This window comes from Pseudoxanthomonas mexicana (assembly GCF_001556105.1).
GTDB classification, from domain to species: domain Bacteria; phylum Pseudomonadota; class Gammaproteobacteria; order Xanthomonadales; family Xanthomonadaceae; genus Pseudoxanthomonas_A; species Pseudoxanthomonas_A mexicana_A.
On sequence record NZ_LSIF01000083.1, the window covers coordinates 25,063 to 48,949 of the forward strand.

Here is a 23,887-nt window from a genome sequence, read left to right on the forward strand (position 1 = left end):
TCCTGCAGGCGCTCCAGGTAATCCGGCAGCAGCACCGCACCGCGCATCAGCGTGGCGCAGGCCTCGTCGCGATCGCCCACCCCGCCGTCCTGCAGCGCCTTGGCGAGCAGTTCGAGTTCTTCGGCGACCATCGCCGGCGCATACAGCTCCACCATGCGCAGCGTGCCCTGCACCTGGTGCAGGTAGCCGGCGCAGAACCGCATGCGGCTGCTGTCGGCCGGCGTTTCGACGAAGGCCTCGATCTCCTGGCGGACCAGCCGCAGGGTCTCGTCCAGTTCGGGCTTCACCCAGCCGAGAACGGCGTGGCTCATGGCTTCGCGCAGCGCACTCATCGGCGTGCTCCCGCGGCGACGGCGGAACCGTCAGCCTCGCGCGGCGGGCGGGCGGGAAGGCGTAGGAAGTTCATGCAGTGCGTCCCGTCCTCAGCCCGGCAGCTTGAAGTCGGCGACCGAACGGCGCAGGTCCGCGGCCAACTGCGCCAGGTGACCGATGGACTCCGCCGTTTGCCCCGCACCCAGCGAGGTCTGCGAGGTAATCTGGCGGATCACGCCCATCGTCTGGGTGATGTCCAGCGCCGCCACGGACTGCTGCTGCGCGGCACCGGAGATGCCCTTGATGAGGTTGTTCAGGTCGTTCGACACGCGCTCGATCTCGCCCAGCGCGGTGCCCGCGTCCTCGGCCAGTCGCGCACCGGATACCACTTCGGCAGTGGTCTGCTCCATCGAGCTGACCGCTTCGTTGGTATCGGCCTGGATCGTCTGCACCAGCGATTCGATGCGGCGCGTCGCGCCCGAGGTGCGTTCGGCGAGGCGCTGCACTTCGTCGGCCACGACCGCGAAACCGCGGCCGGCTTCACCGGCCGAGGCCGCCTGCACGGCCGCGTTGAGCGCCAGGATGTTGGTCTGCTCGGAAATGTCGTTGATCAGTTCCACGACCGAGCCGATTTCCTGCGACGACTCGCCCAGGCGCTTGATGCGCTTGGAGGTTTCCTGGATCTGGTCGCGGATCTGGTCCATGCCGCGGATCGTCTCGCGCACCACGCCGGCACCCTCGGTGGCGATCTGCACCGAGCGCTGCGCCACTTCGGCTGACTCGGTGGAGTTCTTCGACACCTGGTCGATGCTGGTCGCGATCTCGCTGATGCGGTCGGAAGCGGTGGTGATCTGGTCGGCCTGGTGGCCGGCGGCTTCCGCCAGCTGCAGCGCGGTGGCCTGCGTTTCCTGGGTCGATGCCGCGACCTGCACCGAGGTGTCGTTGATCGTGGTCACCAGGTTGCGCAGTTCGTCCACGGCGTAGTTGATGGCGTCCGCGATGGCGCCGGTCATGTCCTCGGTCACCGAGGCCTTCACCGTCAGGTCGCCCTCGCCCAGCGAGCTGATTTCGTCCAGCAACCGCATGATGGCCTGCTGGTTGCGGCTGTTGTATTCCACCTGCGTCTGGTAGCGCATTTCCTGCTCGCGCTGGCGGGTGCGGTACAGCGAATACAGCAGGCCGATGATGGAGATCAGCGCCGCGGCACCCGAGGCGATGCCCAGCCAGAAATTCGGGAACAGGCGCGTGTCGCGCACCGAACCGAACGCCGAGAACGCCTGGAACAGGTTGGTGCTGTCCTGGAGCATCTGGCCGGAGCCGTTGGTCAATGCGGCGGCGGCCGACTGCGCGGCGAACAGGTTGCGCGAGCTGGCCAGGATCGCGTCCAGGTCCTTCTTCATCGCCGTCCACAGGGTCTGCGAATTCTGCAGTGCGGCCAGCGCGGCGGCATTGCGGACCGGGGCGATGCCCAGGTCGGCATTGCCTTCGCGCAGGCCGTCCAGCACCTGGCCGAACAGCACTGAGTCGCGGCCGAGTGCATCGCCGGCGGTAGCCGCACCGGCGCCACCGGCGCGGATTTCGGTCACGCGGCGGGCCATGGTGCCGGCCAGCACCACCTGCTGCAGCGCGCTGTAGATCTGCGACGACGGCGCACCGCCGGCGGACATGGCACGCACCACTTCGTTGAGCTGCGCCTGCAGGCTGGGCACCTGGGTGGCGAAACGGTCGGCGTTACCGGCGAGCGCCAGCACGGCGGCTTCGGACGAGACGATCTGGTCGGCACTCTTGCCCAGCGGCGCCCACGTGGCGCTCAGCTTGCCCAGCGGACCCCGAATGGGGTCTTCGTTGCCGAAGTCGTTCTGCAGCTCGTCAATGGTGGAATCCACCGATTGCTTGGTCTCCTTGAACGACTTGAACGCCTCGGCGTTGCCGGCCACGGCCTCTCGGCCCTGGTTGGCCAGCTGCTGCGACAGCACGCGCATGTCGGATGCACCGGTACCCGCACCGGACAGGCGAGTGCCCTGGTAGGTCGCGACGCCGGTATTGGCGCCGAACACCAGCACCGACAGCGCCAGCAGCAGCAACCAGAAGTTGTTGCCGAAACTGCCGACCTTGCCGGCGCTAGGAGAATCCGTCGCAGTGCTCATCGTTCAACCCCTGGATTGTTCTTGTTGTTCGCGCTCAGAGCGCGGTCTGGCGGAATTCGGGCGTGCGCGCCAGCAACCCCAGCGCAAAGACGCCCCACCGCTGATCGTCGCTGGCGAAGGCGCGATCGATGAAATGCCCGTAGCGGCCGTCCGCCAGATCCCCCGGCTCGACCTGCTGCGATTCGTGGAAGCTGCGCTGCCCGTACAACTCGTCGATGGTCAGCGCGACGTCGCCGCCGGCCTGGCGCATGACCAGCACGCGCTGGCCCTCGTGCAGCACGGTGCGCTCGCCTTCGAGGAACTGCTTCAGGTCGACGACCGGAAACAGGTTGCCACGGAGGTTGCCGATTCCCAGCAACCACGGGTGCGCGCCGGGCACCGGCGTGACCGGCGGCATCTGCACGATCTCCACCACTTCCCCGAAGTTGGAAATCAGCCGGCGCTTGCCCACCCGGTAGCCGACGCCGCGGTACTGGTCCTGCGCGATCTCGCGCGCCGGCTGCACCACGGCGTGCGCCAGGCTGCGGCGCTCGTATTCGGCCAGCGTATCGAACGGTGTGCGGATCATCGCCCGCCCCCTGTGCACTCAGTGCGAATGGTCGCCACGGCGCCAGCCCCTCAGGTGCTGACGTGGGCGCGGATGGCGTCGAGGAGTTCCTCGCGCGTGAACGGCTTGGTCAGGTACTGCTCCGAGCCGACGATGCGCCCGCGCGCCTTGTCGAACAGGCTGTCCTTGGACGACAGCATGATGACCGGCGTGGACTTGAACACCTGGTTGTTCTTGATGAGCGCGCAGGTCTGATAACCATCCAGCCGCGGCATCATGATGTCCACGAAGATGATCTGCGGCTGCTGGTCGGCGATCTTGGCCAAGGCCTCGAACCCGTCGGTCGCGGTCACGACCTCGCAACCCTCGCGTTTCAGCAGGGTTTCTGCGGTGCGGCGGATGGTTTTCGAGTCATCGATCACCATGACCCGTAGGCCGTGGAGTCCACCGGCCTGGCCTTCGTTCTGCGTCATTACCTGATTTCCCCATGCGCGCGTGGCTTCATTGACGAACCGGCCACGCTGCGTTGCTGCCTATATCCCCCATCCCGGCGCGCACTGTCAAGCCGCGCCTTTCCGGTGCGCGTCGCTGAACGGCATCATGCGATCCACGTCTCAATTTTTTGCCGCCTGACGAACGCGGTGTTCCGCCCGCGTCGAGGCCGGCGGCCGTGCCCGCCCTGATACCATGCGGCGTCTCCCGCAGAACCGCCCACATGCCGCTGGACGTCATCGTCGTCATGGACCCGATCGGGTCCATCAAGATCGCCAAGGACACCACCTTCGCCATGCTGCTGGAAGCCCAGCGGCGCGGCCACCGTCTCCACTACGTCATCCCCGGCCGGCTGTCGCTGCGCGAGGGCGTGGCCCAGGCCCAGGTCGCGGCCTTGACGGTGAAGGACGACAAGGCCGGCTGGTCCACCCTCGGCGACACGCGCACGCTGACCTTCGGCCCCGGCCAGGTCGTGCTGATGCGCAAGGATCCGCCGGTCGACGACCAGTACCTCTACGACACGCACGTGCTGGGCGTCGCGCAGCAGGCCGGCGCGCTGATCGTCAACGATCCCCAGGGCCTGCGCGATTTCAACGAGAAGCTGGCGGCGCTGCTTTTCCCGCAGTGCTGCCCGCCCACCCTGGTGAGCCGCGACCCGGCCGCGCTCAAGGCCTTCGTGACCGAGCACGGCGAGGCGGTGCTGAAGCCGCTGGACGGCATGGGCGGCCGCTCGATCTTTCGCGTGAAGGCCGGCGACCCCAACACCAACGTCATCCTGGAAACGCTGATCGGCGGCGGCAACCTCACCCTGGCGCAGCGCTTCATCCCCGGCATCAAGGACGGCGACAAGCGCGTGCTGCTGGTCGACGGCGAGCCGGTGGACTACGCGCTGGCGCGCATCCCGCAGGGCGACGAGTTCCGCGGCAACCTGGCCGCCGGCGGCCGCGGCGAGGGCCGTCCGCTGAGCGAACGCGACCGCTGGATCGCCGCGCAGGTCGGCCCGGAGATGAAGCGCCGCGGCATGCTGTTCGTCGGCCTGGACGTGATCGGCGACTACCTGACCGAGGTCAACGTCACCAGCCCCACCTGCGTGCGCGAGCTGGACGGCCAGTACGGCCTGAACATCGCCGGCCAGCTGTTCGACGCCATCGAGAAGAAGCTGGCCGCCTGAGATGTCGGCCGTCCCCGTTCCACCGCCGAAGATCGGCGCGAACGAACGCCTCGGCGCCACCCTGGCGCTGTCGCTGATCGTGCACGGCCTGCTGGTGCTCGGCGTGGGCTTCGCCCTGGACGACGCCGCGCCGGTGATGCCGACGCTGGACGTGATCCTCAGCCAGACCAGTACGCCGCTGACACCGAAGGAAGCCGACTTCCTCGCCGCGGCCAACCAGGAAGGCGGTGGCGAGAGCGACCAGGCCAAGCGCCCGCGCGACAGCCAGGCCGGCTGGATCCCCCAGCCCGACACCGGCCTGGCGCCGCAGCCGCTGCGCGCGCAGACCACCGCGCCGGTGCCGCCGCCGGAAAGCCGCGTGGTGACCACGCGCGACAGCGAGACGCGCGCGCCTGCCGCCGAAGCACGCCCGCAGCCGGACCAGCCCGATCTGCCGCAGGGCGAACAGAAGGTGCAGCGCGACGCCGAGATGGCGCGGCTGGCGGCGGAGTACCACCTGCGCTCGGAGCTGTACGCCAAGCGGCCGAAGCGCAAGTTCGTCTCGGCCAGCACCAAGGAGTACGTGTACGCGAACTACCTGCGCGCCTGGGTGGATCGCGCCGAGCGCGTCGGCAACCTCAACTACCCCGACGAAGCGCGCCGCCGGCGCCTGGCCGGTACGCTGGTGATCAGCGTGGCGGTGCGCCGCGACGGCAGCATCGAACAGACCCGCATCATCCAGTCCAGCGGTATCCCGCTGCTGGATTCCACCGCGCAGCGCATCGTGCAGCTGTCTTCGCCGTTCCCGCCGCTGCCGGAAACGGCCGAGAACGTCGACATCCTGCACGTCACCCGCACCTGGCGCTTCCTGCCGGGCGGCGAAGTGCGCGACGAGTAGCCGATCAGGGCACCAGCGTGCCCGGCAACCGCAGGTTCCTGCGCAGGTAGCCGCGCAGTTCGGCATCCGGCGCCGCTGGCGCTGCACCGCCGAGTTCCCGGTGGAGCATCGTTTCGATCAGGTACGTGCGCGCTTCGCGGGCGAGCGGCGTACCGCCGTCGTGCCCCGCCTGCTCGTCCACCAGCAGCGCGACGTCCTTGCCGGCCAGCTTGAGACGGGCCGCGTACTCGATGACGCCAGCCACACCGACGCGCCGGTCTTCCCCGCCCGCGACCAGCAACACCGGTCGGCGCAGACGGGCCACGTTGGCCAAGGGCGACTGCGCGTGCAGCCGGTCCATCATCGCCTTGTCGGTGACGTCGATGCCCTGCCCTCGCAACCAGGTTTCCATCGGCACCACGGCACTCACTTCCAGCGCCTCCGGGTTGCGGAGTAGCCAGCGCAGCACCCAGCCGAAATCCGGCGGCGGCACCGTCGCCACCGCGACCTTGAACAGGTCGGGTTCGAAGGTCGCGCCGAGCAGGGCCGAGTAGCCACCGAAGGAAGCCCCGACGATACCGACGCGATCGGGATCGCCGATGCCCTGCGCGAGCAGCCAGCGCGTGCCGTCCACCACGTCGCGCTGCACACGCCCGTTGCCGAAATCCGCGTCCGCCGCACGCATGTAGTCGCGACCATGCCCGGTCGAGCCGCGGAAGTTGGGCTCGAACACGGCATAGCCGCGATTGGCAAGCAGTTGGCTCAGCGACCGGTATTCGGGCTTCCAGTGGTTCCACGGTCCGCCATGGGGCACCACGACCAGCGGCGCACGCTTCGCATCGAGGCCGGGGGGCAGCCACAGGAAGCCATGCAGGCGACGGCCGTCGGAGGCGGTCCACGTCAACGGCATCGGTCGTGCCAGCGACGCCTCGGGCACGGCGACCGCCGGGTCGCCCGTGCGGCGGTCGAGCGGCTGCTCGTCCAGAAGCGGCGACAGCCTGCGCGTCGACGGGTCGTACAGCCGCCAGCGGCGCAGCGGCGCCTGCGGCGAGCGGATCTCCACCAGCCAGTGCGCGCCCTCGCCGACCCCCGGCTGCAGGTCGAGGTCGCGACCGGGCAGCATCGACTGCACCACGGCCAGATGCGCGGCATCGCCCGGCGCCAGCGCATGCAGGTGCGCGGCGGTGCTGCGGTACGCCACGAAGCGCGGCCGGCGGTCGACAGGGTCCTCGATGAGGCGATCGATGTCCGCGATGCGCCGGGGATCCGAATGCACCTCGTCGAGACGGCCGTCGAGCCCCAACCGGACCAGACGCGACCGGTCGCCGTGCACATCCGTGCGCAGCCATGGCGTACCGTCGGCGGCCATGCCACGCAACGCGCAGCGCCGGCTCGGATCGCACCGCAGGACCGGCCGTGGCTTGCCATCCACCACACGCAGGATCACGAGCCCGCCGTTTTCCATGCGCTGCAGCCACGCCAGCCGGCCTCGCACGTCGAGGATCGCATCGACGATGCGCTGCGGGTCTTGCCACACCACCGTGCGTTGTCCGCGCATGTCCACGCGCAACAGGCGCCAGGCGGTCGGTGCCGCTGCCGGCCCCTCCCGCTCGACCAGCAACACGGCGGCGGGTCGGGAAACATCGGTGTCGAGCATCGCGAGCGCGGTGGCGCCCTCGAACATCGCGATGCGTCCGGTCCCGCCCTGCCCCGCCACAGCCACCGCCTGCAGGTCGCGCGAAGAACGCAGCAGCAGCCAGCGACCATCGCGACTCCAGTCGAGCGACTGCGCCGGGGTATCCGCCAGCAGGCGCCGGGGCGCGGCGTCGGCGATCGCGCGCAACCACAGTTCGCGCTGCTCGCCACGTTCGCGCAACCAGGCCACGCGACGCCCATCCGGCGACAGCCGGATGTCGGTGATCGAACCCCGCTGCAGCAGGACGCCGCGCGACAGCGGTGGCGCGACGGCGCGCGCGCGCTCGGCATCGACGTAGGCCTGGAGGGTCGCGTCGTTGCCCGCAAGGACGGGCGACGCGACCAGCACGCACAGCGTCGCGAACAGACGCCGCCCGGCGACCGGCAGTGACAACTTCATGGTGTTCTCCTCGAAAGCGGACGATGCGGAACCGTCAGGCGGTTGCCGGCTCCGGCAACGGGACATCGGCGACGACATCGCGGCGGGGCACCAGCAGCCACAGGCTGCCCAGCGCAGGCAGGCCGACCAGCGCACACGCGACGATCCAGCCGCAGCGCGCCGGCATGGACAATCCGGTCCGTGCCGTCCGCCAGACCGCGCCGATCACCGCGAGCAGCGACAGCACGCCGGCCAGCCACATCATCGAGGCAGGTCGTGGCGCCGGCGCCGTGACATCCAGCGGCAACGGCGGTGCGAACAGGTTGCGGACCCACTCGGCGACCGTCGACAGCAGCGGCGACGGCCACCAGTGGCGGTAGCGGTAGGCTGGCGGATAGTCGAAAGCCAGCGCACGCCGGTGCACGGTCTCGATGCGGCCATCGTCGTGCGTGCGCAGCATGATCTGCACGGGCGCCGCACCGTCGGCATGCGATTCCGCGGAGAACGCCAGCGCGATCAGATGACCGTCGACGAGTTCGATCAGGTCGAGGTTGCGCAGGTCGCCCATCGCGCCGGGCAGCGGCACACGCAGCCGCGGCGCGATGATCCCCTGCCCTTCGGCCAGCCGACGTCCGTCGTAGAAGTACAGCGCGCGGTCGCTGAGCATGCCGACGCCCTGCCCCAGCGGCCCGCCGCCCATCAGGGTTTCGCCGGGCGCGGCGCGCAGGCGAGGCGCGACGTCGTGCTGCGCACTGCGGTACTGGTACAGCGTGTCGCCACCAATCAGCGTGGCGTCGCCGGGCTCCATGCCGGGCATCCCGTCGCCCGGCAGCACCACCGCCTTGAACGGTGCCTGCGCCGGTCCAACGCCCAGCGTGCCGGCGTCCCGGTTGTCGGCCAGACGATAGCCGTGCAACCGCATGTCGTCGTGGCTGAACACCCAGCGCTCGCGGCGTTCGCCGTCATCGAATTCCATGGGGCGGAAGTTGGCCAGTTCCTGGTACTGCGGGAGCTTCGGCACCTGCACACCCAGACCTTCCGGATCGGACAGCCGGATCTGCTCACGCAACAGCGGCGCGTCGGGATGCCGGCTGCCAAGCAGGCCGGCGATCATGCGATCGCGCGCGTCCATCTTCTCGACTTCGTTGTGCCCGCCCACCGGCGGCGTCGGCGTGTTGTTGGGATGACTGCCCTGCGCCACCCACACCATCTCCAGGCAGAACAGCAGCACCAGCACCAGCAAGTACAGCGACGCCTGCAACGGCAACGCCACCGCGGCGGTCGCCAGCGCACTGCGTGGCGGCGAATCGAGATCGGCGACGAAGGCGATGCGCAGCAGCAATGCCAGCCAGACGAGGACGACCACTTCGATCGCGATCATCGACGGTCCGTAAGCGCGACTGACCAGCAACCAGACCAGCAGCGCCAGCGCGGCGCCGGCCCAGCGCCAGCCGCGCAGGCTGCAGAACGCACCAGCGAGGTAGGCGGCGGTGGCGATCAGCCAGCCCGACAGCGGCAGCAGCCAATGGCGAAGGTCCACCACGCGCGGCGTCAGCGTTTCCTGCCACGTCGCAATCGCCAGCAACGGCAGCGCCACCGCGACCGCGAGCAGCACCGAAGCGGCGGTCGCCAGCGCGAACGCGATGCGGCGCGGCGCCATCGGCCGGTGCAACAGGCTCACCCACTGGCTGGGCTTGCGGTAGCTGCCCATCTGGTAGAGGCCGAGCAGCAGGCCCGCCAGCGCATATACACCGCCGATCACCCAATGCACGACCAGCGGCTGCTGGGCCAGGTCGACGACGCGCGCCATGAAGGCCAACGAAAGCAGGTGCACGAGCGCGGCGAGCAGCGCCCAGCCGCGGAAACGGAGGAGTTCGCTCTTGAAGAAATCGTACATGCGTCTCTCCTCAGGCCGCGGCGGGCGCGGCGTGGTGTTTGGCCAGGAAACCGTTGACCGCGCGGTCCAGGCTGACCGGCATGCACTGGATGGAGCGTGCGCCCTGCTCGCGCAGGAAAGCGGCGAAGCCTTCGTCCTGGTCCATCACCAGGTAGTGGTGCAGGCCGTCCAGCCGTTGCACGTCCAGCAGTCCCGGCACGCTGCGCGGATCCGGCCCCTTGAATGGCACGTCCGCCACCCACAGCGCGACACGCGCAGTGAAATCTTCCGGCGCCGACATGTGCTTCAGCTGCCCGCGCTCGAGGATGATCAGGTTGTCGGCGACGCGCTCGATCTCCTCCATCTGGTGCGAGCAGTACACGACGGTGCAGTGTTCGGCGGCCGTGCTGTACATCAGCGATTCCAGGAACGCGCGCTTGGCGACCACGTCCAGCCCGAGTGTCGGTTCGTCCAGCACCAGCAGTTCGGGCGACTGCGCCAGCGCCAGCGCCAGGTTGAGCCCCGCCCGCTCGCCGCGCGACAACTGCGAGACCTTCTGCTGCGGCAGCACGTGGTAATGGCCGATCACGTCATCGTAGGCGCGCGCATTCCAGCGCGGGTACTGGTGCTGCTGCATGGCGCGCACCTGCTCCACCCGCATCCAGCCCGGCAGCGTGTGCTCCTCGTTGACGAAGCCGATGCGGCTGCGGTCCTCCGGCCGCAGGTGCTGGCTGTCGCGGCCCAGGATGCGCGCCGATCCCGACGAGGGCGGCAGGAAACCGAGCAGGATGCGGAACAGCGTCGACTTGCCCGCGCCGTTGGCGCCGACGATCGCGTGGATGCGCCCGCGCGGCACGGCGAGATCCAGATGGTCCAGCGCCAGCTTGGCGCCGTAGCGGCGGGTCAGCGCGCGGGTTTCGATGACGTAGTCGTCGGACATGGCGATGTCGCTCCCCGGCTCAGGCGATACGGCGCGACGACCAGCGCCGCAGTGCGTGCGCAACCCGCGATTCCACCTCGTCGGTGGGGACATCCAGCGGGATCACGTCGTTGACGAAACGCCCGATGGCGTCGTCGAGCCGGCGCTCGCGCTCGGCATCGGACAGCCGCTGGCGCGGTGCGGCGACATACAGTCCCATGCCCTGCCGCGACTCCAGCCAGCCCTCGGTGGTCAGTTCGGCATAGGCCTTGGCGACGGTGTTGGGATTGATCGTCAGCTGCTGCGCCAGCCCGCGCACGCTGGGCAACTGGTCGCCCGGTGTCAGCTCGCCCGCGGCGATCTTCAGGCGGACGCCATCGACGATCTGGCGGACGATGGGCCGCGCGTCGCCGGTGGCGATCTGCAGCATCAGGGGCGTGGTACGGGCCATGGCAGCGCTCGATCATCTGTACTAACACACATAGTACAGTTGAGGCAGGCCACGTCAACCATGACCGACGGCACCCCGCCCGCCATCAGGCGCGCGAGGCGCGCAGGGCTTTCTGTTCTTCCAGGGTCAGGGCGACGTTGTTGCGCAGGTAGGCGGGTTCGACGTGCTCGGGCGCGAGGGTCTCGCCGCGCGCGAACGCACTCGCCGCCAGCCTCGCGAGATCCGCCGCATGCGGCAACGCCTGTGCATCGATGCGGGCGAAGCGGGATTGCAGCCGCGCGGCGAGCACGCCGTCGCCGGCCGCAAAGCCGGTGCCCACGCCGATCCAGTCGCCGTCGTCGCCGGCCAGCGCGTAGTCGACCGGCGCGATCACGGCTTCTCCCGACATCGCCTCGAGACGATCGCCGCGATGCACGAACGTGCCGGTGTAGACCTCGCCCATGCGCGCGTCGATCGCCGCAAGGATGGGATGCGCGATGCCGACATCGCAGCCGCCCTCACCCGCCGTCACCCGTGGTGGCGGCACCTGCGCGGCCAGCACGGCGAGTGTGGACACCGGCACCAGCGGGCGGTCCAGCGCCAGTGCGATGCCCTGCGCGACCGCGATGGCCAGACGCACACCGGTGAACGCGCCGGGTCCACGGCTCAGCGCGATGGCGTCCAGCTGGCTGCGTGCGATACCCGCGTCCGCAAGCAACTGCTCCGCCCACGGCAGCGCGAGTTCGGCGTGCCGCCGCGGCGCGATCTCGAAGCGCTCGCGCACCTCGCCGTCGACGTAGACGGCGACGGAACAGGCTTCGGTGGCGGTTTCGAACGCGAGCAGCTTCATGGGATGGACAGGCCGAGACAGGGGGTTAGCTTAAACGCTGTGGCGCGGGGCGATCAGAAGCGCGCATCGGCGAACCAGTCGTCCGCGTTGCTGGCCCGCACCGGCGTGGCCGCTGCTTCCTCGACCTCGGCGCCGAAGAAACGCTGCACATCCTGCACGCGCTGGGTGCGCCGGAACGGCGGCAGCGAGTCGAGGAACACGCGCCCGTACGGCTTGCCGGTCAGGCGCGGATCGCACAGCACCAGCACGCCTCGGTCGGTCTCGCTGCGGATCAGACGGCCGACCGCCTGCTTCAGCGCGATCACCGCCTGTGGCAGTTGCTCGTCGCGGAACGGATTGCCGCCGGCACGACGCACCGCGTCCAGCCGCGCTTCGAACACCGGATCGTCCGGCGCGGCGAACGGCAGCTTGTCGACCACCACCACGCTCAGCGCATCGCCGACCACGTCGACGCCTTCGCGGAAACTCGCGGCACCCAGCAGCACGCCGTTGCCGGATTCGCGGAACCGCTGAAGCAGCGTGCCGCGTGGCGCTTCGCCCTGGACGAACAGCGGCCACGGACCGCCGCGCAGCGCATCGGCCGCCTCGCGCAGCGCACGATGCGAGGCGAACAGCAGGAACGCGCGCCCCCGCGATGCCTCCAGCACCGGCCGCAAGGTCGCGATCAGCCCCTGGCCGTAGCCCGGTGCATTCGGATCGGGCAGGCCGGTGGGCAGGTAACACAGCGCCTGCTGCGGCCAGTCGAACGGACTCGGCTGCAACAGCGTCGGCGGATCCTCCAGCCCCAGGCGCACGGCGAGATGGTCGAAGCGACCGCCTACCGCCAGCGTGGCCGAGGTGAACACCCAGGCCGCACGCGACTGCTCGCGGTGCTGGCGCAATGGCCCGGACACATCGAGCGGCGTGCGCTGGCAGCGGAACGCGCGCGGGGTGAGTTCGTACCAGAGCACGTCGCTGGACCCGTCGTCGCTCGCCACGGCGCTGTCATCGAATGCACCGGCTGCCGCAGGCGGTTCGTACCAGCGCGACAAGCGGGTGCCGAACTCCTTCGCCCGCGCGGTGCAGGCTTCAAGCCCGAGCGAGGTCTCCGACAGCGGCGCGAGCGCGGCGCCGAGATCCTCGAGCGCACCGGACAACACGTCGAACCCGGCCGACACCTCCGGCTTGGCGAGCAGCCGCTCGCGCGTACCTCGCGACGGCAATCCTTCCATCGCCGCGCGCAGTTCACGAAGTGCCTGCTCCAGCGCGCGCACAGGCGGCTGCAACGCGGCCAGCGCGCCGGCCGCGTCCTTCGACTCCGTCAGGCAGTCGCGCGCCAGTTCCTGCAGCGGGCGCATGCCGAAGCCTTCGCCGAAGAAGTTGGCGGCGAGTTCGGGAAGCTGGTGTGCTTCGTCGATGACGAACGCCTGCGCGCCCGGCAGGATCTCGCCGAAGCCTTCCTGCTTCAGCGCCAGGTCGGCGAGCAGCAGATGATGGTTGACCACCACGATGTCCGCCGACTGCGCACGCTGCCGCGCCTGCACCACGAAGCAGTCGTCCCAGAACGGGCATTCGCTGCCCAGGCAGTTGTCGATCGTGGAGGTGACCAGCGGCAGCAGCGGCGAGTCGTCCGGCAGGGCCGCCAGCTCCGCCATGTCGCCGTACTGCGTGCGTCCGCCCCAGGCGACGATGCGCTGGAACTGGTCCACCTGCTCGCGACTGGTGAAGGTGGTGCGCAGCGCCTGCGGGTCGCCCTTGGCCTGGTTCAGGCGGTAGCGGCACAGGTAATTGCTGCGCCCCTTCAGCAGCGCGGACTTCAGCCCGGCCACGCCCAGTGCATCGCGCACGCGCGGCAGGTCGCGGTGGTACAGCTGGTCCTGCAGCGCACGCGTGCCGGTGGAGACGATGGTCTTCACTCCGGACAGCAGCGCAGGCACCAGGTACGCGAAGGTCTTGCCCGTGCCGGTGCCGGCCTCGGCGAGCAGCACGTCGCGCGCATCGAACGCATCGGCGATCGCCGCCGTCAGGCGCTGCTGGGCGTCGCGGGGGGCGAAGGCATCGAGTCGTTCCGCCAGCGCACCGCCCTCACTGAGGGCATCGCGGCTGGCCTGGGCTAGCTGGGACATCGGGAAAACAGGAGGCGGCGTGCAGCGACAAGGGTACCGCGTCGCGCCGGACGCGGCGTGTTCCTTACATGCGCTGGATCACCGGCACGGTGCAGGCATCGCGCTTGGCTTCGGTCTCGGCGATGGCCGCCTGCAGGGTCGCGGCGCGCGTGGCGTGCTGCGCGGCGTCCTCCGGCGTGTGGCGCACGGGCAGCGGCTGGTGCACGGCGAGTTCGTGCTGGCGCACCTGGCGCACAGTCTCCCAATGCTGGCGGCACAGTGGCCCCACCTGCGAGCCCAGCTGGAAGGCGCGCTGCGCCAGCGTGTCGGCGCGCGCGTAGTCGCCCTGCAGCAGCGCGACTTCGGCCCGCTCCTGCAGCACGGCGGGATCCTCCGGCACCAGCAGCAACGCCTGGTTCAACGCGTCCGCCGCCTTGGCGACGTCGCGCGACGCGCGCGCTTGCTGTGCCGTCTCACGCAAATCCTCCACCTGCGGATCGCGCAGCGGCTGCACCGCGAGTTCGCGATCGTCATCGCCGGCCGCGGCATCGATGGCCGCGACACGCTGGTCAGGCGTCACCGGATCGCGCGCGACGGGCGCGTCGGGCACCGGCGCGGAAACGCAACCGGCGAGCACGATCAGCAAAAGAAGGAATGCGTACTTCATGGTCATGGCTGTTGCGGAGGCGCTTCCTGGGGCGGCGGGGCGGGTTCTTCCTTGCGATCCAGGCCGAACCAGCTGCGCCAGCCGCCGCCTTCCTGCTCCTCGCCTTCGACCGCCGGCTGCTCGACCACGCAGGGCGCGTACGCAGGCGCAAAGCCGGTCACGAACGGCAACTGGCGGGCGTCGGGACAACTGGCGTCCGTTGTATTGGATGCAACGATCCACTGCCAATCGAGCCCCTTGCCGGACACCTTCAGCGGTGCACTGGGCAGGCGGGAAAACAGCCCGGACCAGACGCGCATCGCGCCGGTGCCGCCGTACAGCCCGGTCTGCTCGTTCTGGTCGTTGCCCATCCACACCACGGCGAGGTGATCGCCGGTGTAGCCCGCGTACCAGCTGTCGCGGCCATCGTTGCTGGTACCGGTCTTGCCAGCGGACTGAAGGCGACCCAGACCGTCGCCGATCAGCTGGCGCCCGGTGCCGCTCGACACCACCTGCTGCAACGCCACCGTGATGAGGTTGGCAGCGATGGAATCGCCTTCCTGCGCCGGGGCCGGCGTCTTGTCGTAGCGCTTGAGCAGCTTGCCGTTCGGGTCCAGCACGCCGCGCACCGCATGCAGCGGCTGGATCTCGCCGCCGGAGGCGAGGAACTGGTACAGCTGCGCCATCGCGTACGGGCTCTGGTCGGTGGCGCCGAGGATCAGGGCCGGATTCGGTTCGGCCTGGATGCCGGCCAGCACACGGATCAGCTGCGCGAGGCGATCCGGTTCGACCTTCATGCCCACGCGCACGGTGGCCTGGTTGTACGACCGCGCCAGCGCATCGACCAGGCGCACGGTGCCGTGGCTGCGGCGATCGGAATTGGCCGGTGTCCAGCGACGGTTCTTGCCCAACCGCACGGTCACCGGCGAATCGTCGACCCACGACGCCAACGAGTACTGGTCTGGCTGGGCCAGCGCCAGCAGGTACACGAACGGCTTGAGCAGCGAACCGACAGGCCGCTGCGCCTCCACTGCCCGGTTGAAGCCGACCTCCGACACGTTGCGGCTACCGACCACGGCCAGCACATCGCCGTCGTGCACGTCGGTCACCACCATGCCGGCCTGCAAAGGCGGCCGACGCTTATTCTCCAGTGCCTTGATCGTGCGTGTCACCGAGGCTTCCGCGTAGGCCTGCGCCGAGGGCGACATGCCGGTCAGCACGCTGAGGCCCGCGCCTTGCAACGCGCTCTCCGGGTAGTCGCGCGCCAGCTGGCGACGGACCAGGTCCACGTAGGCGGGGAAGCGATTGGCGGCGGCCATGCCCGGGGTCTTCGTCACGCCCAGCGGCGCGGCGAGTGCACGCTTGTACTCCGCGTCGTCGAGCAGGCCGGTCTCGTGCAGCTTGAGCAGCGCGTAGTCGCGGCGTTCCTTCGCGCGTTCCGGGTTGCGCCGCGGATCGTAGTACGACGGCCCCTTCACCATGCCGATGAGAAGCGCGACCTGCTCGGTGGTCAGGCTGTCGAGGTCGCGTCCGAACCAGAATTCCGCGCCGGCGGCGACGCCATGGATCGCCTGGCTGCCACGCTGCCCCAGATACACCTGGTTGAAGTACGCCTCCAGGATCGTGCGCTTGTCGTAGCGCGCCTCCAGGATCAGGGCGTAGAGGATCTCGTTGAACTTGCGCGTCGGCGTCTGTTCCTTGCCGATGCCGAGCAGGCCGCTGCGCGCCAGCTGCTGGGTCAGCGTGCTGGCACCCTGCCGCGTGTCGCCGCCCGAGCGCACCAGCAACCACGCCGCACGCACCATGCCCGACAGGTCGATACCGTGGTGGTCCTTGAAGTCGCGGTCCTCGACCGCCTGCAGGCCGGTCACCAGCAGTTCGGGCACTTCTTCCAGCCGCACCAGCCGACGTTCCTCCTGCTTCTGTCCGTACAGCGTGGCGATGCGCGCCGGATCCAGCCGCGCCGCCTTCAGGCTCTGCTTGCGCGCGGGATCACGGACGACCGCGACACGGCCGGCGGACAGGCTCAACTCGATCCGGCGCGGCGCCACTTTCCCATCGACATCGACGAAGCCGCGGCTGGCGATGGTGAAGCGACCCCCCTCGCGCGCATACGTCCCGGGACTCGCGCCGGTACCGTCGTCGCGGTACGACGCCGCATCGAGCTCGGTCTTCAGCGTCTGCGCATCCATCGCCAGACCCGGCGCGACCTGCAGCGGGCGCGCATATACGCGGGTGGGAATCTGCCAACGCAGTTCGCCGAAGCGCTCCGTGACCTGGTGGTTCAGGTAGAGCATGTAGGGAATCAGGAATCCCAGGCCCAGGCCGGCGACCGCCAGGCCCCACGTCAACAGGCGTTGCCGCCAGCCGGGACCGTCGTCGATGTCGTCTTCGTCCAGTGCTTCGTCGTCGTAGTCGTTGCGGGCCACAGGGGATGCGACAATGGGAATTCGGGCGAGTCTAGCGCAGCCATCAAGGGTGCGCCCGGCCGCGCACCCCCCTGCTCAGCTGGAGTTGCAACGGAATGTCGATGTCGTGGGCCGACGTGCGCTTCATGCTCGAACGCGCGCGCGGCCTGATTCGCCGTGGCATCGCCAGCCTGCGGACGCGTGGTCCCGCCGCGACCTGGGCGCGCGTGCGGCGCCAGTTCGCGCGCCGCGCGCCGCCTGCCGCCGCTCCTCTTTACTTCCCGGCGGATGCCGCGTTCGCGCCATTCGCGGTGCCCGCCAGCGATGCGCCACGCGCCAGCATCGTGATCCCCGTCTACAACCAGGCCACCTACACGCTCGCCTGCCTGCGCGCGCTGGCCGAGCATCCGCCGATCGCAACATGCGAGATCATCGTCGTCGATGACGGCTCGACCGATCAGACCGGCGAATGGATGGCGCAGGTGGCCGGCCTGCACTACCACCGTCGCGCCACCAATGGCGGTTTCATCGCGGCATGCAACGACGGCGCGGCTCGCGCAGCCGGCGAGTACCTCGTCTTCCTCAACAACGACACGGTGCCACAACCGGGCTGGCTGGACGCGTTGCTGGCCACGTTCGATGCGCACGCGCGGGTCGGGCTGGCGGGAGCGCAACTGATCTACCCCGACGGACGCTTGCAGGAAGCCGGCGGCGTGGTCTTCGACGATGGCTCCGCGTGGAACTACGGCCGCTTCGACTCGCCCGATGACCCGCGCTACGCCAGTGTGCGCGACGCCGACTACTGTTCCGGCGCGGCGATCGCCATTGCCGCTACCCTGTTTCATGCCGCAGGCGGCTTCGATACGCGCTACGCGCCGGCGTACTACGAGGACACCGACCTCGCTTTCGCCGTCCGCGAGCGGGGACTTCGTGTCCTCTACCAACCCGCGTCACGCGTGGTGCATCTGGAAGGCATCACCGCCGGCACCGACACCGGCAGCGGCACCAAGGCCTACCAGGTGCGCAACCGCGCGGTATTCGCCGGCAAGTGGAAAAACGTACTCCACCGCCAACCTGGCGCAGGCCGTATCCCGACGGCAGGTTCGGTCGTGCGCAAGCGGCAGGTGTTGGTCATCGATGCCGAGACGCCACGCGCCCAGCATGACTCCGCGTCGCTGCGGCTGGTCAACCTGATGAAGATGCTGGGCAACGACGATGCCCACGTCGTCTTCCTGCCCGCCGACCTGCGCGATGCACAGGACGACACCATGCGCCTGCGGCAACAGGGCGTCGAAGTGTGGCAGGCCCCGTTCGTGAATCGCGTATCCACCTGGTTGCGCGAGCATGGCCAGCGCTTCGACGTGGTGATGGTGTCGCGCCACTACGTGGCTGCCGAGTTCCTTCCCCTGGTCCGGCGCTTCGCACCGCAGGCCCGGGTGGTGTTCGACACCGTGGACCTGCATTTCCTGCGCGAACTGCGGGGCGCCGAACTGGCCGACGATGCGGGCCTGCGTCGCGCCGCCGAACAGACGCGTGCGCGCGAACTCGCCCTGGTGAAGCGGGCCGATATCACGCTGGTCGTCAGCCCGGTGGAGCGCGACATGCTGTCGACGTGGCTGCCGGGTGCGCGCGTGGAAGTGCTGGCCAACCTGCACGCATTGGCCGATGGGGGATTGCCTTTCGCGCAACGCCGCGACCTGGTGTTCGTCGGCGGATTCCGCCACCCACCCAATGTGGATGCCGTGCTGTGGTTCGGCCGCGAGGTCTTCCCGCTCATCCGTGCGCGGCAACCGGACCTGCGTTTCCACTGCATCGGCATGGGACCACCGGCCGAGGTGCTGGCCCTGCAGGCGCACCCCGGCATCGTGGTGCACGGACATGTGCCGGACCTGGGGCCGTACATGGACGGCGTGCGCGTGGCGATCGCATCGCTGCGTTTCGGCGCCGGCGTCAAGGGCAAGATCAATCTGAGCATGGCGCACGGGCAGCCCGTCGTGGCGACGTCATGCGCAGCCGAAGGCATGCACCTGACCGACGGCCACGATGTGCTGATCGCCGACGATGCCGGTGCCTTTGCGGACGCCGTACTGCGGCTGTATCAGGACGCGGACCTGTGGGCACGGCTGTCGGCCCATGGCCGCGAGAACATCGCACGCCACTTCTCGATGGATGCCGCGCAGGACACCGTGCGGAAGGTCTTCCGCGCTAGGGTGTGATCGCGGCCTGCGCCACCCGCACGCGTCCTTCGAAATCGCCCAGCCCCGGCACCGTCGCATCCAGCCGACGCGCCTCCTGCAACGCCTGTGCGGAGAACGCCAGGTCACCTGCACCCAGCCGTTCCTCCCCCACCGCAATCCATTTTTCCGCCAACCGGCGGCGTGCGTCCTGCAGCGCCGGATCCCGCGGCAGTAGCGTCTGCCAGGCCTGCTGGCAGGCCTGCGCGCGGCGGATGCGGTTGGCGCGCAGTTCGTCTTCGTAGCACGCGCGCACGGCGGGCAGCAGTCGCGTCGCGGCTTGTTTCACGGCAGTGCTGTCGGGCGAGAGCGCCTGCGCCGCGCGCAATGTGTCGTAGGCGCTCTCGCCCGGTGGCGTCAGCCAGTTGCCTTGCGCCTCCGCCTGCGCCATGCGGGCGAGCAATGCGCGCGCGCGCCGATCGCGCTCGCGCGGGGTGATGGAAGGCAATGCGCCTTGCCGTCGTCGCGCGTCATGCGCGCGTTCGAACGCCTGCTCGGCTTGCGCCACACCGGCCGACTGCGGTGCCAGCATGCGCGCCGCATCGAGCGCCAGCTGCGCCTGCTCGAAACGGAAATCACCGGCTTGCCGCTCCGCCTCCTGCGCATAGGCGATACCCACTTGCTCGAGCCCTTGCCGCGCACGCGCGTCGCCGGGCGCTGCCGCCAACACCGCTTCGTAGGCCGTACGTGCTGGCGAGAGGCGACCCCGTGCGAGATCCCTGGCACCGGAACGGCGTCGCGCGTCGAGCGCGGCATTCAAGCCCGCTTCCGCCTGGGGCAGATCGACGTGCCCTGCGTCGAATGCACGGGCCGCCGCGATCCTCGTTGCCGCGTCGCCCAGTTCGCCTTGCCGGAGGCGCACGCCGGCCTGCTGCAGCAGGTCGGACAGGGCGTCCTCCCTGCCCTCGAGCGCTTCGATCCGATTCGGTTGCAGCGCCAGCACGCGCTGGTACAGCGGCAGGGCCGCGTCCTCACTGCCCCACAGCCTCGCTTCCGCATGCGCCTGTGTCGCCGCACGGAGAATGCCGTCGACGCCGGCATGCTCGGCTTCGCGTGAACGCAGTCGCGCGGCCAGTGAATCCGCTTGCGTACGCGGCACCTGCAGCGCACGCGCCAACGCCAGATGTGTACGCGCTTCCTCGAACCGGTTTGCCAGCATGGCCTCTGCCGCCGCCTGCAGCGCCGCCTGCGCGACGCGACGCAGCCCGTCCGCGGCTTCGGTACGGTCGCTATCCAGTGCCTGGGCCGCTTCATACAGCTGCCGCGCGCCACTGCCGTCGGCGGCGTCGAGCCGTCCGTCACGCACGGCACGATCAGCCTGGTCCAACAACGTCTGGATGCGTGTCTGCGGCCAGAGCCGGTCGGCCAACGGCTGCCGCAGTACGACGACAAGGAGGACGAAGACGGCGACAACCGCCGCCGCCCAACGCCAGTGACGTCGGTCGCGCCACGCCGGGATCGACACGCGGCGCGGTGGCGCGGCGCCCATGCCGACGCGTGTCCAATCGATGCGCGGCTCGATGCGGCGGCCCCGTGCGTCGTCGTGGTGGTCTTCGCGGGTCACGCCCGCAGCATACCCAGTCAGCCTGAACGTCGCGCGTCTTCCACGCCCGGCAGTGCGTCGAGTTTGCCCAGCAGCGTCGACAACTGGCCGAAGTCCGCGACCTTCAGGCGCAGGCGCAAGTGGACGCGTCCACTGGCGCGATTGCCCTGGCTGTTGATATCCAGCACGTTGGCTTCTTCCTGTGCGATCAGCGTGGTGATGTCCTTGAGCAACCACTTGCGGTCGAGTGCGGTGACCTGCACGTCGACCTCATAACCGCCACCCGCCTGCCCCCATTCCACCGGCAGCACGCGCTGCGGGCTGGTCGCGGCCAGGCGCGCAAACGCCGCACAGGCGGCGCGGTGCACAGTGACACCGCGTACACGCGTCAGGTAGCCCGCGATGGGCTCGCCCGGCACCGGCTGGCAGCACTTGGCCAGCTGCACCAACAGGTTGCCCACGCCCTGCACGGTGAACTTCGACTTGCCCGGCTTGGCGACCCTGCGCGGTGGTCGCAGCACCGGCAACGACACCGTATCCGGCTCGGCCGCGGCGCGTTGCTCTTCATGCAGCGCGCGCCCGACCTGATGCGGCCCCACGTCACCCAGCGCCACCTGGATGTAGAGGTCTTCCACACTGTCGGCATGGAACTTCTTCGCCGCCCCCGTCAGGTCGGCGTGATGCAGGCCCAGGCGCTTCAGCTCCTTGTCCAGCAACTCACGGCCGGCCTGCAGGTTGCGCGCGCGGTCCAGCTTGTGGAACCACGCACGCACCTTGTCGCGCGAACGGCCGCTGGCGAGGAAGCCGTTGGCCTGCAGCAACCAGTCGCGGCGCGGCTCGGGCTCCTTCGAGGTCATGATCTCGACGCGGTCGCCGCTGCGCAGCACGTGGTTGAGCGGGACGATGCGGCCATTGACCTTCGCGCCCCGCGTGCGGTGGCCCACCATCGTGTGCACGTGGTAGGCGAAATCGAGCACCGTGCCGGCCTGCGGCAGATCGACGACCTCGCCCTTCGGCGTCAACGCATAGACGCGGTCCTCCACCAGTTCCGCGTCCAGCTCGCCTGCCAGCGCCTTGTCACCACCCGCGCCTTCGGCCGCGCCGTCCAGCAATCGCCGCATCCAGGCGATCTTGCGGTCGAACGCGTCGCCGCCGCTCTTGCCTTCCTTGTACTTCCAGTGCGCGGCCACGCCCAGCTCGGCCTGCGCATGCATCTCGTGCGTGCGGATCTGCACTTCCAGCGTACGGCCCTCGGGACCGACCACGGCGGTATGCAGCGAACGATAGTCGTTGGCCTTGGGCCGGGCGATGTAGTCGTCGAACTCGCTGGGAATGGGCACCCACAGCGCGTGCACGATGCCGAGCGCCGCGTAGCAGGCGGCCACGTCGTCCACCGCGATGCGTACCGCGCGCAGGTCGTAAAGCTCGTCGAAGCCGACCTGCTTGCGCTGCATCTTCCGCCAGATGCTGTAGATGTGCTTCGGTCGCCCACTGACCTCCGCATGGACCCCGTGCCCGGCCAGCGCGGCACGCAAGGCGTCGGTGACCGCGCCGATGTAGCGCTCGCGACCCACCCGCTTTTCGTCCAGCTGGGTCGCGATCTGCTTGTAGACCTGCGGCTGCAGGTAGCGGAACGCGAGGTCCTCCAGCTCCCACTTCAGCTGCCAGATGCCCAACCGGTTCGCCAGCGGCGCATGGATGTCGCGCGTCAGCCGCGCCAGTGCCTGTCGCGCGTCGTCGGGCAACGCGCCTGCGGCACGCATGCGGGCCAACTGGCGGGCAAGCAGGATGGTGACCACGCGCAGGTCGCGCACGATGGCCAGCAGTAGCCGACGCAAGCCTTCCGTACTCCCGCTACGTGCCTGTTCTGCATGCAACGCCCAGACCTGGGCTGCCGCGACCTGGCCTTCCAGCAGATCGGCAAGGCCCGGCACGGCCTTGCCCGCGGCCGCACCCAGCGTCGGCTGCAGCGCAGGCAGCCCGTAAAGCAAGGCAGCCAGGACGGCATCGCCGTCCGCGCCCAGTGTCGTCAGCGTATCCAGCGTATCGGCCAGTACCTCCATGGCATCAGGCATCCCCTCCTGCGCGGCAGCACCGGCGGAGCCGCATGCCTCCGAGAGCGAGCGCCGCAAGGGTGCGGACAGCGCCTGCAGTGCGGGCCTTTGCAGCAACGTGGTGATGTCGTGAACGGGAGAAGCCATGGTCGTGGAAGCAGGCGGCCAAGCGCCGCCGGAATGACTACACTACCGGCCAGCCGACCGCAGGGACAACCATGAAGATGAGCCGCTTGTTTCTATCCATCGCACTGCTGGTCGCGTCCACATGCGCCGTCGCCGCAGAGAGCCCTCCCCTCGAACCACTGCGCGATGCGATGAGCGACAGCGAATTCAAGGCCGCTGGCCTGGACAAGCTCAGTCCTGCCGAGCTGTCCGCACTCGATGCATGGCTGCGGCAACGTGTCGGACAGCAGACGGCGCGAGCAGTGGAGCAGGCGAAGGAAGCGGGCCGCCAGGAAGTCCAGCGGTCCACGCGCGGATTCTTCGACTTCGGAAGCGAAGAGCCGATCGTCGATACGCTGGCCGGGGAATTCAACGGATTCGCCAAGGGGCGTTCCTACACGCTGCAGAACGGCCAGGTGTGGGAACAAGTGGACAATGCAACGCTGCCTGGCGTGCGCAAGCAATCGCCAGGCGTGCGCATCACACCTTCCAAGGTCGGCAACCACTGGTACCTCCGGATCGACGGCTACAACACGGCGGCATACGTTCGCCGCATCAAGTAAATCAACCAGGACATCACCATGCGTATCTTCACGTTAGCGACCGCTTCCCTGCTGTTGGCCGTGGGCAGCGTTCCCGCCTTGGCCAAGCGCGAGCATGTCGCCATCGAGCAGCGACTGACCGCAGAGCAGATGAAGGCCACGGGCCTTGACCAGCTCAGCGGCGAGCAGCTTCGGCTGCTCAACACGCTGCTCGACGAAGACAGGAAGGCGGTCGCCGACGAAGTCCGCAAGGAACACGAGGACGACGGCTCGCGCGTCACCGGCACGCTGTTCGGCGGCAACGGGCTCGCCCCCGTCACCAGCACGCTGACGGGAACCCTGCGCGGCTGGTCGCGTGGCACGGTATTCAGCCTGGCGAACGGCCAGCGCTGGCGTGTCATCGAGGGCGAGTACTACGCCGGAAAGCCGCTGGACAACGCCAAGGTCGTGGTGTCGCCCGGCAAGATCAGCGGCTGGTACCTGCAGGTCGAAGGCCACAATCCGCGGCCCAAGGTGCAGCGCGCCGACTGACGCGCA

General features: G+C 69.3%; 18 protein-coding genes and 1 pseudogene. 5 read left to right on the forward strand and 14 right to left on the reverse strand.

Annotation, left to right across the window (positions count from 1 at the left end; all coding sequences use genetic code 11):
- Window positions 1–11 precede the first annotated feature (11 nt).
- From AX730_RS19620 to AX730_RS14180, 4 genes and pseudogenes are all read right to left on the reverse strand, one after another.
- A pseudogene (locus tag AX730_RS19620) lies at window positions 12–332 on the reverse strand (Hpt domain-containing protein); the annotation flags it as partial.
- Window positions 333–422: 90 nt separating this feature from the next.
- Window positions 423–2,459, reverse strand: a complete 2,037-nt coding sequence (locus tag AX730_RS14170; protein ID WP_062357587.1) for a methyl-accepting chemotaxis protein — start codon at window positions 2,457–2,459, stop codon at window positions 423–425.
- Between the two features lie 34 nt (window positions 2,460–2,493).
- Window positions 2,494–3,024 carry a chemotaxis protein CheW gene (locus tag AX730_RS14175; RefSeq protein ID WP_062357857.1) on the reverse strand — a complete coding sequence of 177 codons (531 nt, stop codon included), beginning with the start codon at window positions 3,022–3,024 and terminating at the stop codon, window positions 2,494–2,496.
- A 53-nt stretch (window positions 3,025–3,077) separates the two neighbouring features.
- Entirely contained in the window at window positions 3,078–3,479 is a 402-nt protein-coding gene (locus tag AX730_RS14180; RefSeq protein ID WP_055940451.1) for a response regulator, read from the reverse strand.
- Between the two features lie 242 nt (window positions 3,480–3,721).
- Here AX730_RS14180 and gshB point away from each other — a divergent pair, with 242 nt between their 5' ends.
- Complete coding sequence (gene gshB, locus AX730_RS14185) at window positions 3,722–4,669, forward strand: glutathione synthase (RefSeq protein WP_062357589.1); 948 nt, start codon at window positions 3,722–3,724, stop codon at window positions 4,667–4,669.
- A gap of 1 nt (window position 4,670) precedes the next feature.
- Window positions 4,671–5,546, forward strand: coding sequence for an energy transducer TonB (locus tag AX730_RS14190; RefSeq protein WP_062357591.1), 876 nt, complete (start codon window positions 4,671–4,673; stop codon window positions 5,544–5,546).
- A gap of 4 nt (window positions 5,547–5,550) precedes the next feature.
- On the opposite strand, the gene AX730_RS14195 is transcribed toward AX730_RS14190, so the two are convergent.
- The 8 genes from AX730_RS14195 to mrcB form a co-directional block, all read right to left on the reverse strand.
- Complete coding sequence (locus AX730_RS14195; RefSeq protein ID WP_062357593.1) at window positions 5,551–7,620, reverse strand: S9 family peptidase; 2,070 nt, start codon at window positions 7,618–7,620, stop codon at window positions 5,551–5,553.
- 34 nt (window positions 7,621–7,654) lie between these two features.
- Window positions 7,655–9,496, reverse strand: coding sequence for a hypothetical protein (locus AX730_RS14200; RefSeq protein WP_062357595.1), 1,842 nt, complete (start codon window positions 9,494–9,496; stop codon window positions 7,655–7,657).
- Window positions 9,497–9,506: 10 nt separating this feature from the next.
- A complete protein-coding gene (locus AX730_RS14205) occupies window positions 9,507–10,415 on the reverse strand; it encodes an ABC transporter ATP-binding protein (protein ID WP_062357597.1) in 909 nt (302 codons plus the stop codon).
- 19 nt (window positions 10,416–10,434) lie between these two features.
- On the reverse strand, window positions 10,435–10,845 hold the full coding sequence (locus AX730_RS14210) for a GntR family transcriptional regulator (protein WP_062357599.1): 411 nt from the start codon (window positions 10,843–10,845) through the stop codon (window positions 10,435–10,437).
- 85 nt (window positions 10,846–10,930) lie between these two features.
- Window positions 10,931–11,674, reverse strand: coding sequence for a tRNA (adenosine(37)-N6)-threonylcarbamoyltransferase complex dimerization subunit type 1 TsaB (tsaB, locus tag AX730_RS14215; protein ID WP_062357601.1), 744 nt, complete (start codon window positions 11,672–11,674; stop codon window positions 10,931–10,933).
- Window positions 11,675–11,727: 53 nt separating this feature from the next.
- Window positions 11,728–13,779 carry a DNA repair helicase YoaA gene (locus tag AX730_RS14220; RefSeq protein ID WP_062357603.1) on the reverse strand — a complete coding sequence of 684 codons (2,052 nt, stop codon included), beginning with the start codon at window positions 13,777–13,779 and terminating at the stop codon, window positions 11,728–11,730.
- 64 nt (window positions 13,780–13,843) lie between these two features.
- Window positions 13,844–14,431, reverse strand: a complete 588-nt coding sequence (locus AX730_RS14225) for a tetratricopeptide repeat protein (RefSeq protein ID WP_062357610.1) — start codon at window positions 14,429–14,431, stop codon at window positions 13,844–13,846.
- The gene (gene mrcB, locus AX730_RS14230) at window positions 14,428–16,833 is read right to left on the reverse strand and encodes a penicillin-binding protein 1B (RefSeq protein ID WP_062357612.1); all 2,406 of its coding nucleotides are present in this window, start codon (window positions 16,831–16,833) and stop codon (window positions 14,428–14,430) included. The genes AX730_RS14225 and mrcB overlap by 4 nt, the downstream gene beginning before the upstream one ends.
- Before the next feature lie 95 nt (window positions 16,834–16,928).
- On the opposite strand from mrcB, the gene AX730_RS14235 reads away from it, so the two are divergent.
- Window positions 16,929–19,028 (forward strand): glycosyltransferase, encoded by a 2,100-nt coding sequence (locus AX730_RS14235; RefSeq protein ID WP_062357614.1) that lies wholly within the window; start codon window positions 16,929–16,931, stop codon window positions 19,026–19,028.
- On the opposite strand, the gene AX730_RS14240 is transcribed toward AX730_RS14235, so the two are convergent.
- Window positions 19,018–20,610: a hypothetical protein gene (locus AX730_RS14240; protein ID WP_232310271.1), complete on the reverse strand. Its 1,593-nt coding sequence runs from the start codon at window positions 20,608–20,610 to the stop codon at window positions 19,018–19,020. The genes AX730_RS14235 and AX730_RS14240 overlap by 11 nt on opposite strands.
- 17 nt (window positions 20,611–20,627) lie before the next feature.
- Window positions 20,628–22,790 (reverse strand): RelA/SpoT family protein, encoded by a 2,163-nt coding sequence (locus AX730_RS14245; protein WP_062357616.1) that lies wholly within the window; start codon window positions 22,788–22,790, stop codon window positions 20,628–20,630.
- Window positions 22,791–22,861: 71 nt separating this feature from the next.
- Here AX730_RS14245 and AX730_RS14250 point away from each other — a divergent pair, with 71 nt between their 5' ends.
- Window positions 22,862–23,371 carry a hypothetical protein gene (locus AX730_RS14250; RefSeq protein ID WP_062357619.1) on the forward strand — a complete coding sequence of 170 codons (510 nt, stop codon included), beginning with the start codon at window positions 22,862–22,864 and terminating at the stop codon, window positions 23,369–23,371.
- A gap of 18 nt (window positions 23,372–23,389) precedes the next feature.
- The gene (locus AX730_RS14255) at window positions 23,390–23,881 is read left to right on the forward strand and encodes a hypothetical protein (RefSeq protein ID WP_062357621.1); all 492 of its coding nucleotides are present in this window, start codon (window positions 23,390–23,392) and stop codon (window positions 23,879–23,881) included.
- Window positions 23,882–23,887 lie beyond the last annotated feature (6 nt).

Coding starts and splice junctions, on each gene's coding strand:
- AX730_RS14225 (WP_062357610.1), bottom strand. CDS start 14,431: ATGACCATGAAGTACGCATTCCTTCTTTTGCTGATCGTGCTCGCCGGT.
- AX730_RS14245 (WP_062357616.1), bottom strand. CDS start 22,790: ATGGCTTCTCCCGTTCACGACATCACCACGTTGCTGCAAAGGCCCGCA.
- AX730_RS14190 (WP_062357591.1), top strand. CDS start 4,671: ATGTCGGCCGTCCCCGTTCCACCGCCGAAGATCGGCGCGAACGAACGC.
- tsaB (WP_062357601.1), bottom strand. CDS start 11,674: ATGAAGCTGCTCGCGTTCGAAACCGCCACCGAAGCCTGTTCCGTCGCC.
- AX730_RS14195 (WP_062357593.1), bottom strand. CDS start 7,620: ATGAAGTTGTCACTGCCGGTCGCCGGGCGGCGTCTGTTCGCGACGCTG.
- AX730_RS14250 (WP_062357619.1), top strand. CDS start 22,862: ATGAAGATGAGCCGCTTGTTTCTATCCATCGCACTGCTGGTCGCGTCC.
- AX730_RS14210 (WP_062357599.1), bottom strand. CDS start 10,845: ATGGCCCGTACCACGCCCCTGATGCTGCAGATCGCCACCGGCGACGCG.
- AX730_RS14180 (WP_055940451.1), bottom strand. CDS start 3,479: ATGACGCAGAACGAAGGCCAGGCCGGTGGACTCCACGGCCTACGGGTC.
- AX730_RS14205 (WP_062357597.1), bottom strand. CDS start 10,415: ATGTCCGACGACTACGTCATCGAAACCCGCGCGCTGACCCGCCGCTAC.
- AX730_RS14200 (WP_062357595.1), bottom strand. CDS start 9,496: ATGTACGATTTCTTCAAGAGCGAACTCCTCCGTTTCCGCGGCTGGGCG.
- AX730_RS14170 (WP_062357587.1), bottom strand. CDS start 2,459: ATGAGCACTGCGACGGATTCTCCTAGCGCCGGCAAGGTCGGCAGTTTC.
- AX730_RS14220 (WP_062357603.1), bottom strand. CDS start 13,779: ATGTCCCAGCTAGCCCAGGCCAGCCGCGATGCCCTCAGTGAGGGCGGT.
- AX730_RS14235 (WP_062357614.1), top strand. CDS start 16,929: ATGTCGATGTCGTGGGCCGACGTGCGCTTCATGCTCGAACGCGCGCGC.
- gshB (WP_062357589.1), top strand. CDS start 3,722: ATGCCGCTGGACGTCATCGTCGTCATGGACCCGATCGGGTCCATCAAG.
- AX730_RS14255 (WP_062357621.1), top strand. CDS start 23,390: ATGCGTATCTTCACGTTAGCGACCGCTTCCCTGCTGTTGGCCGTGGGC.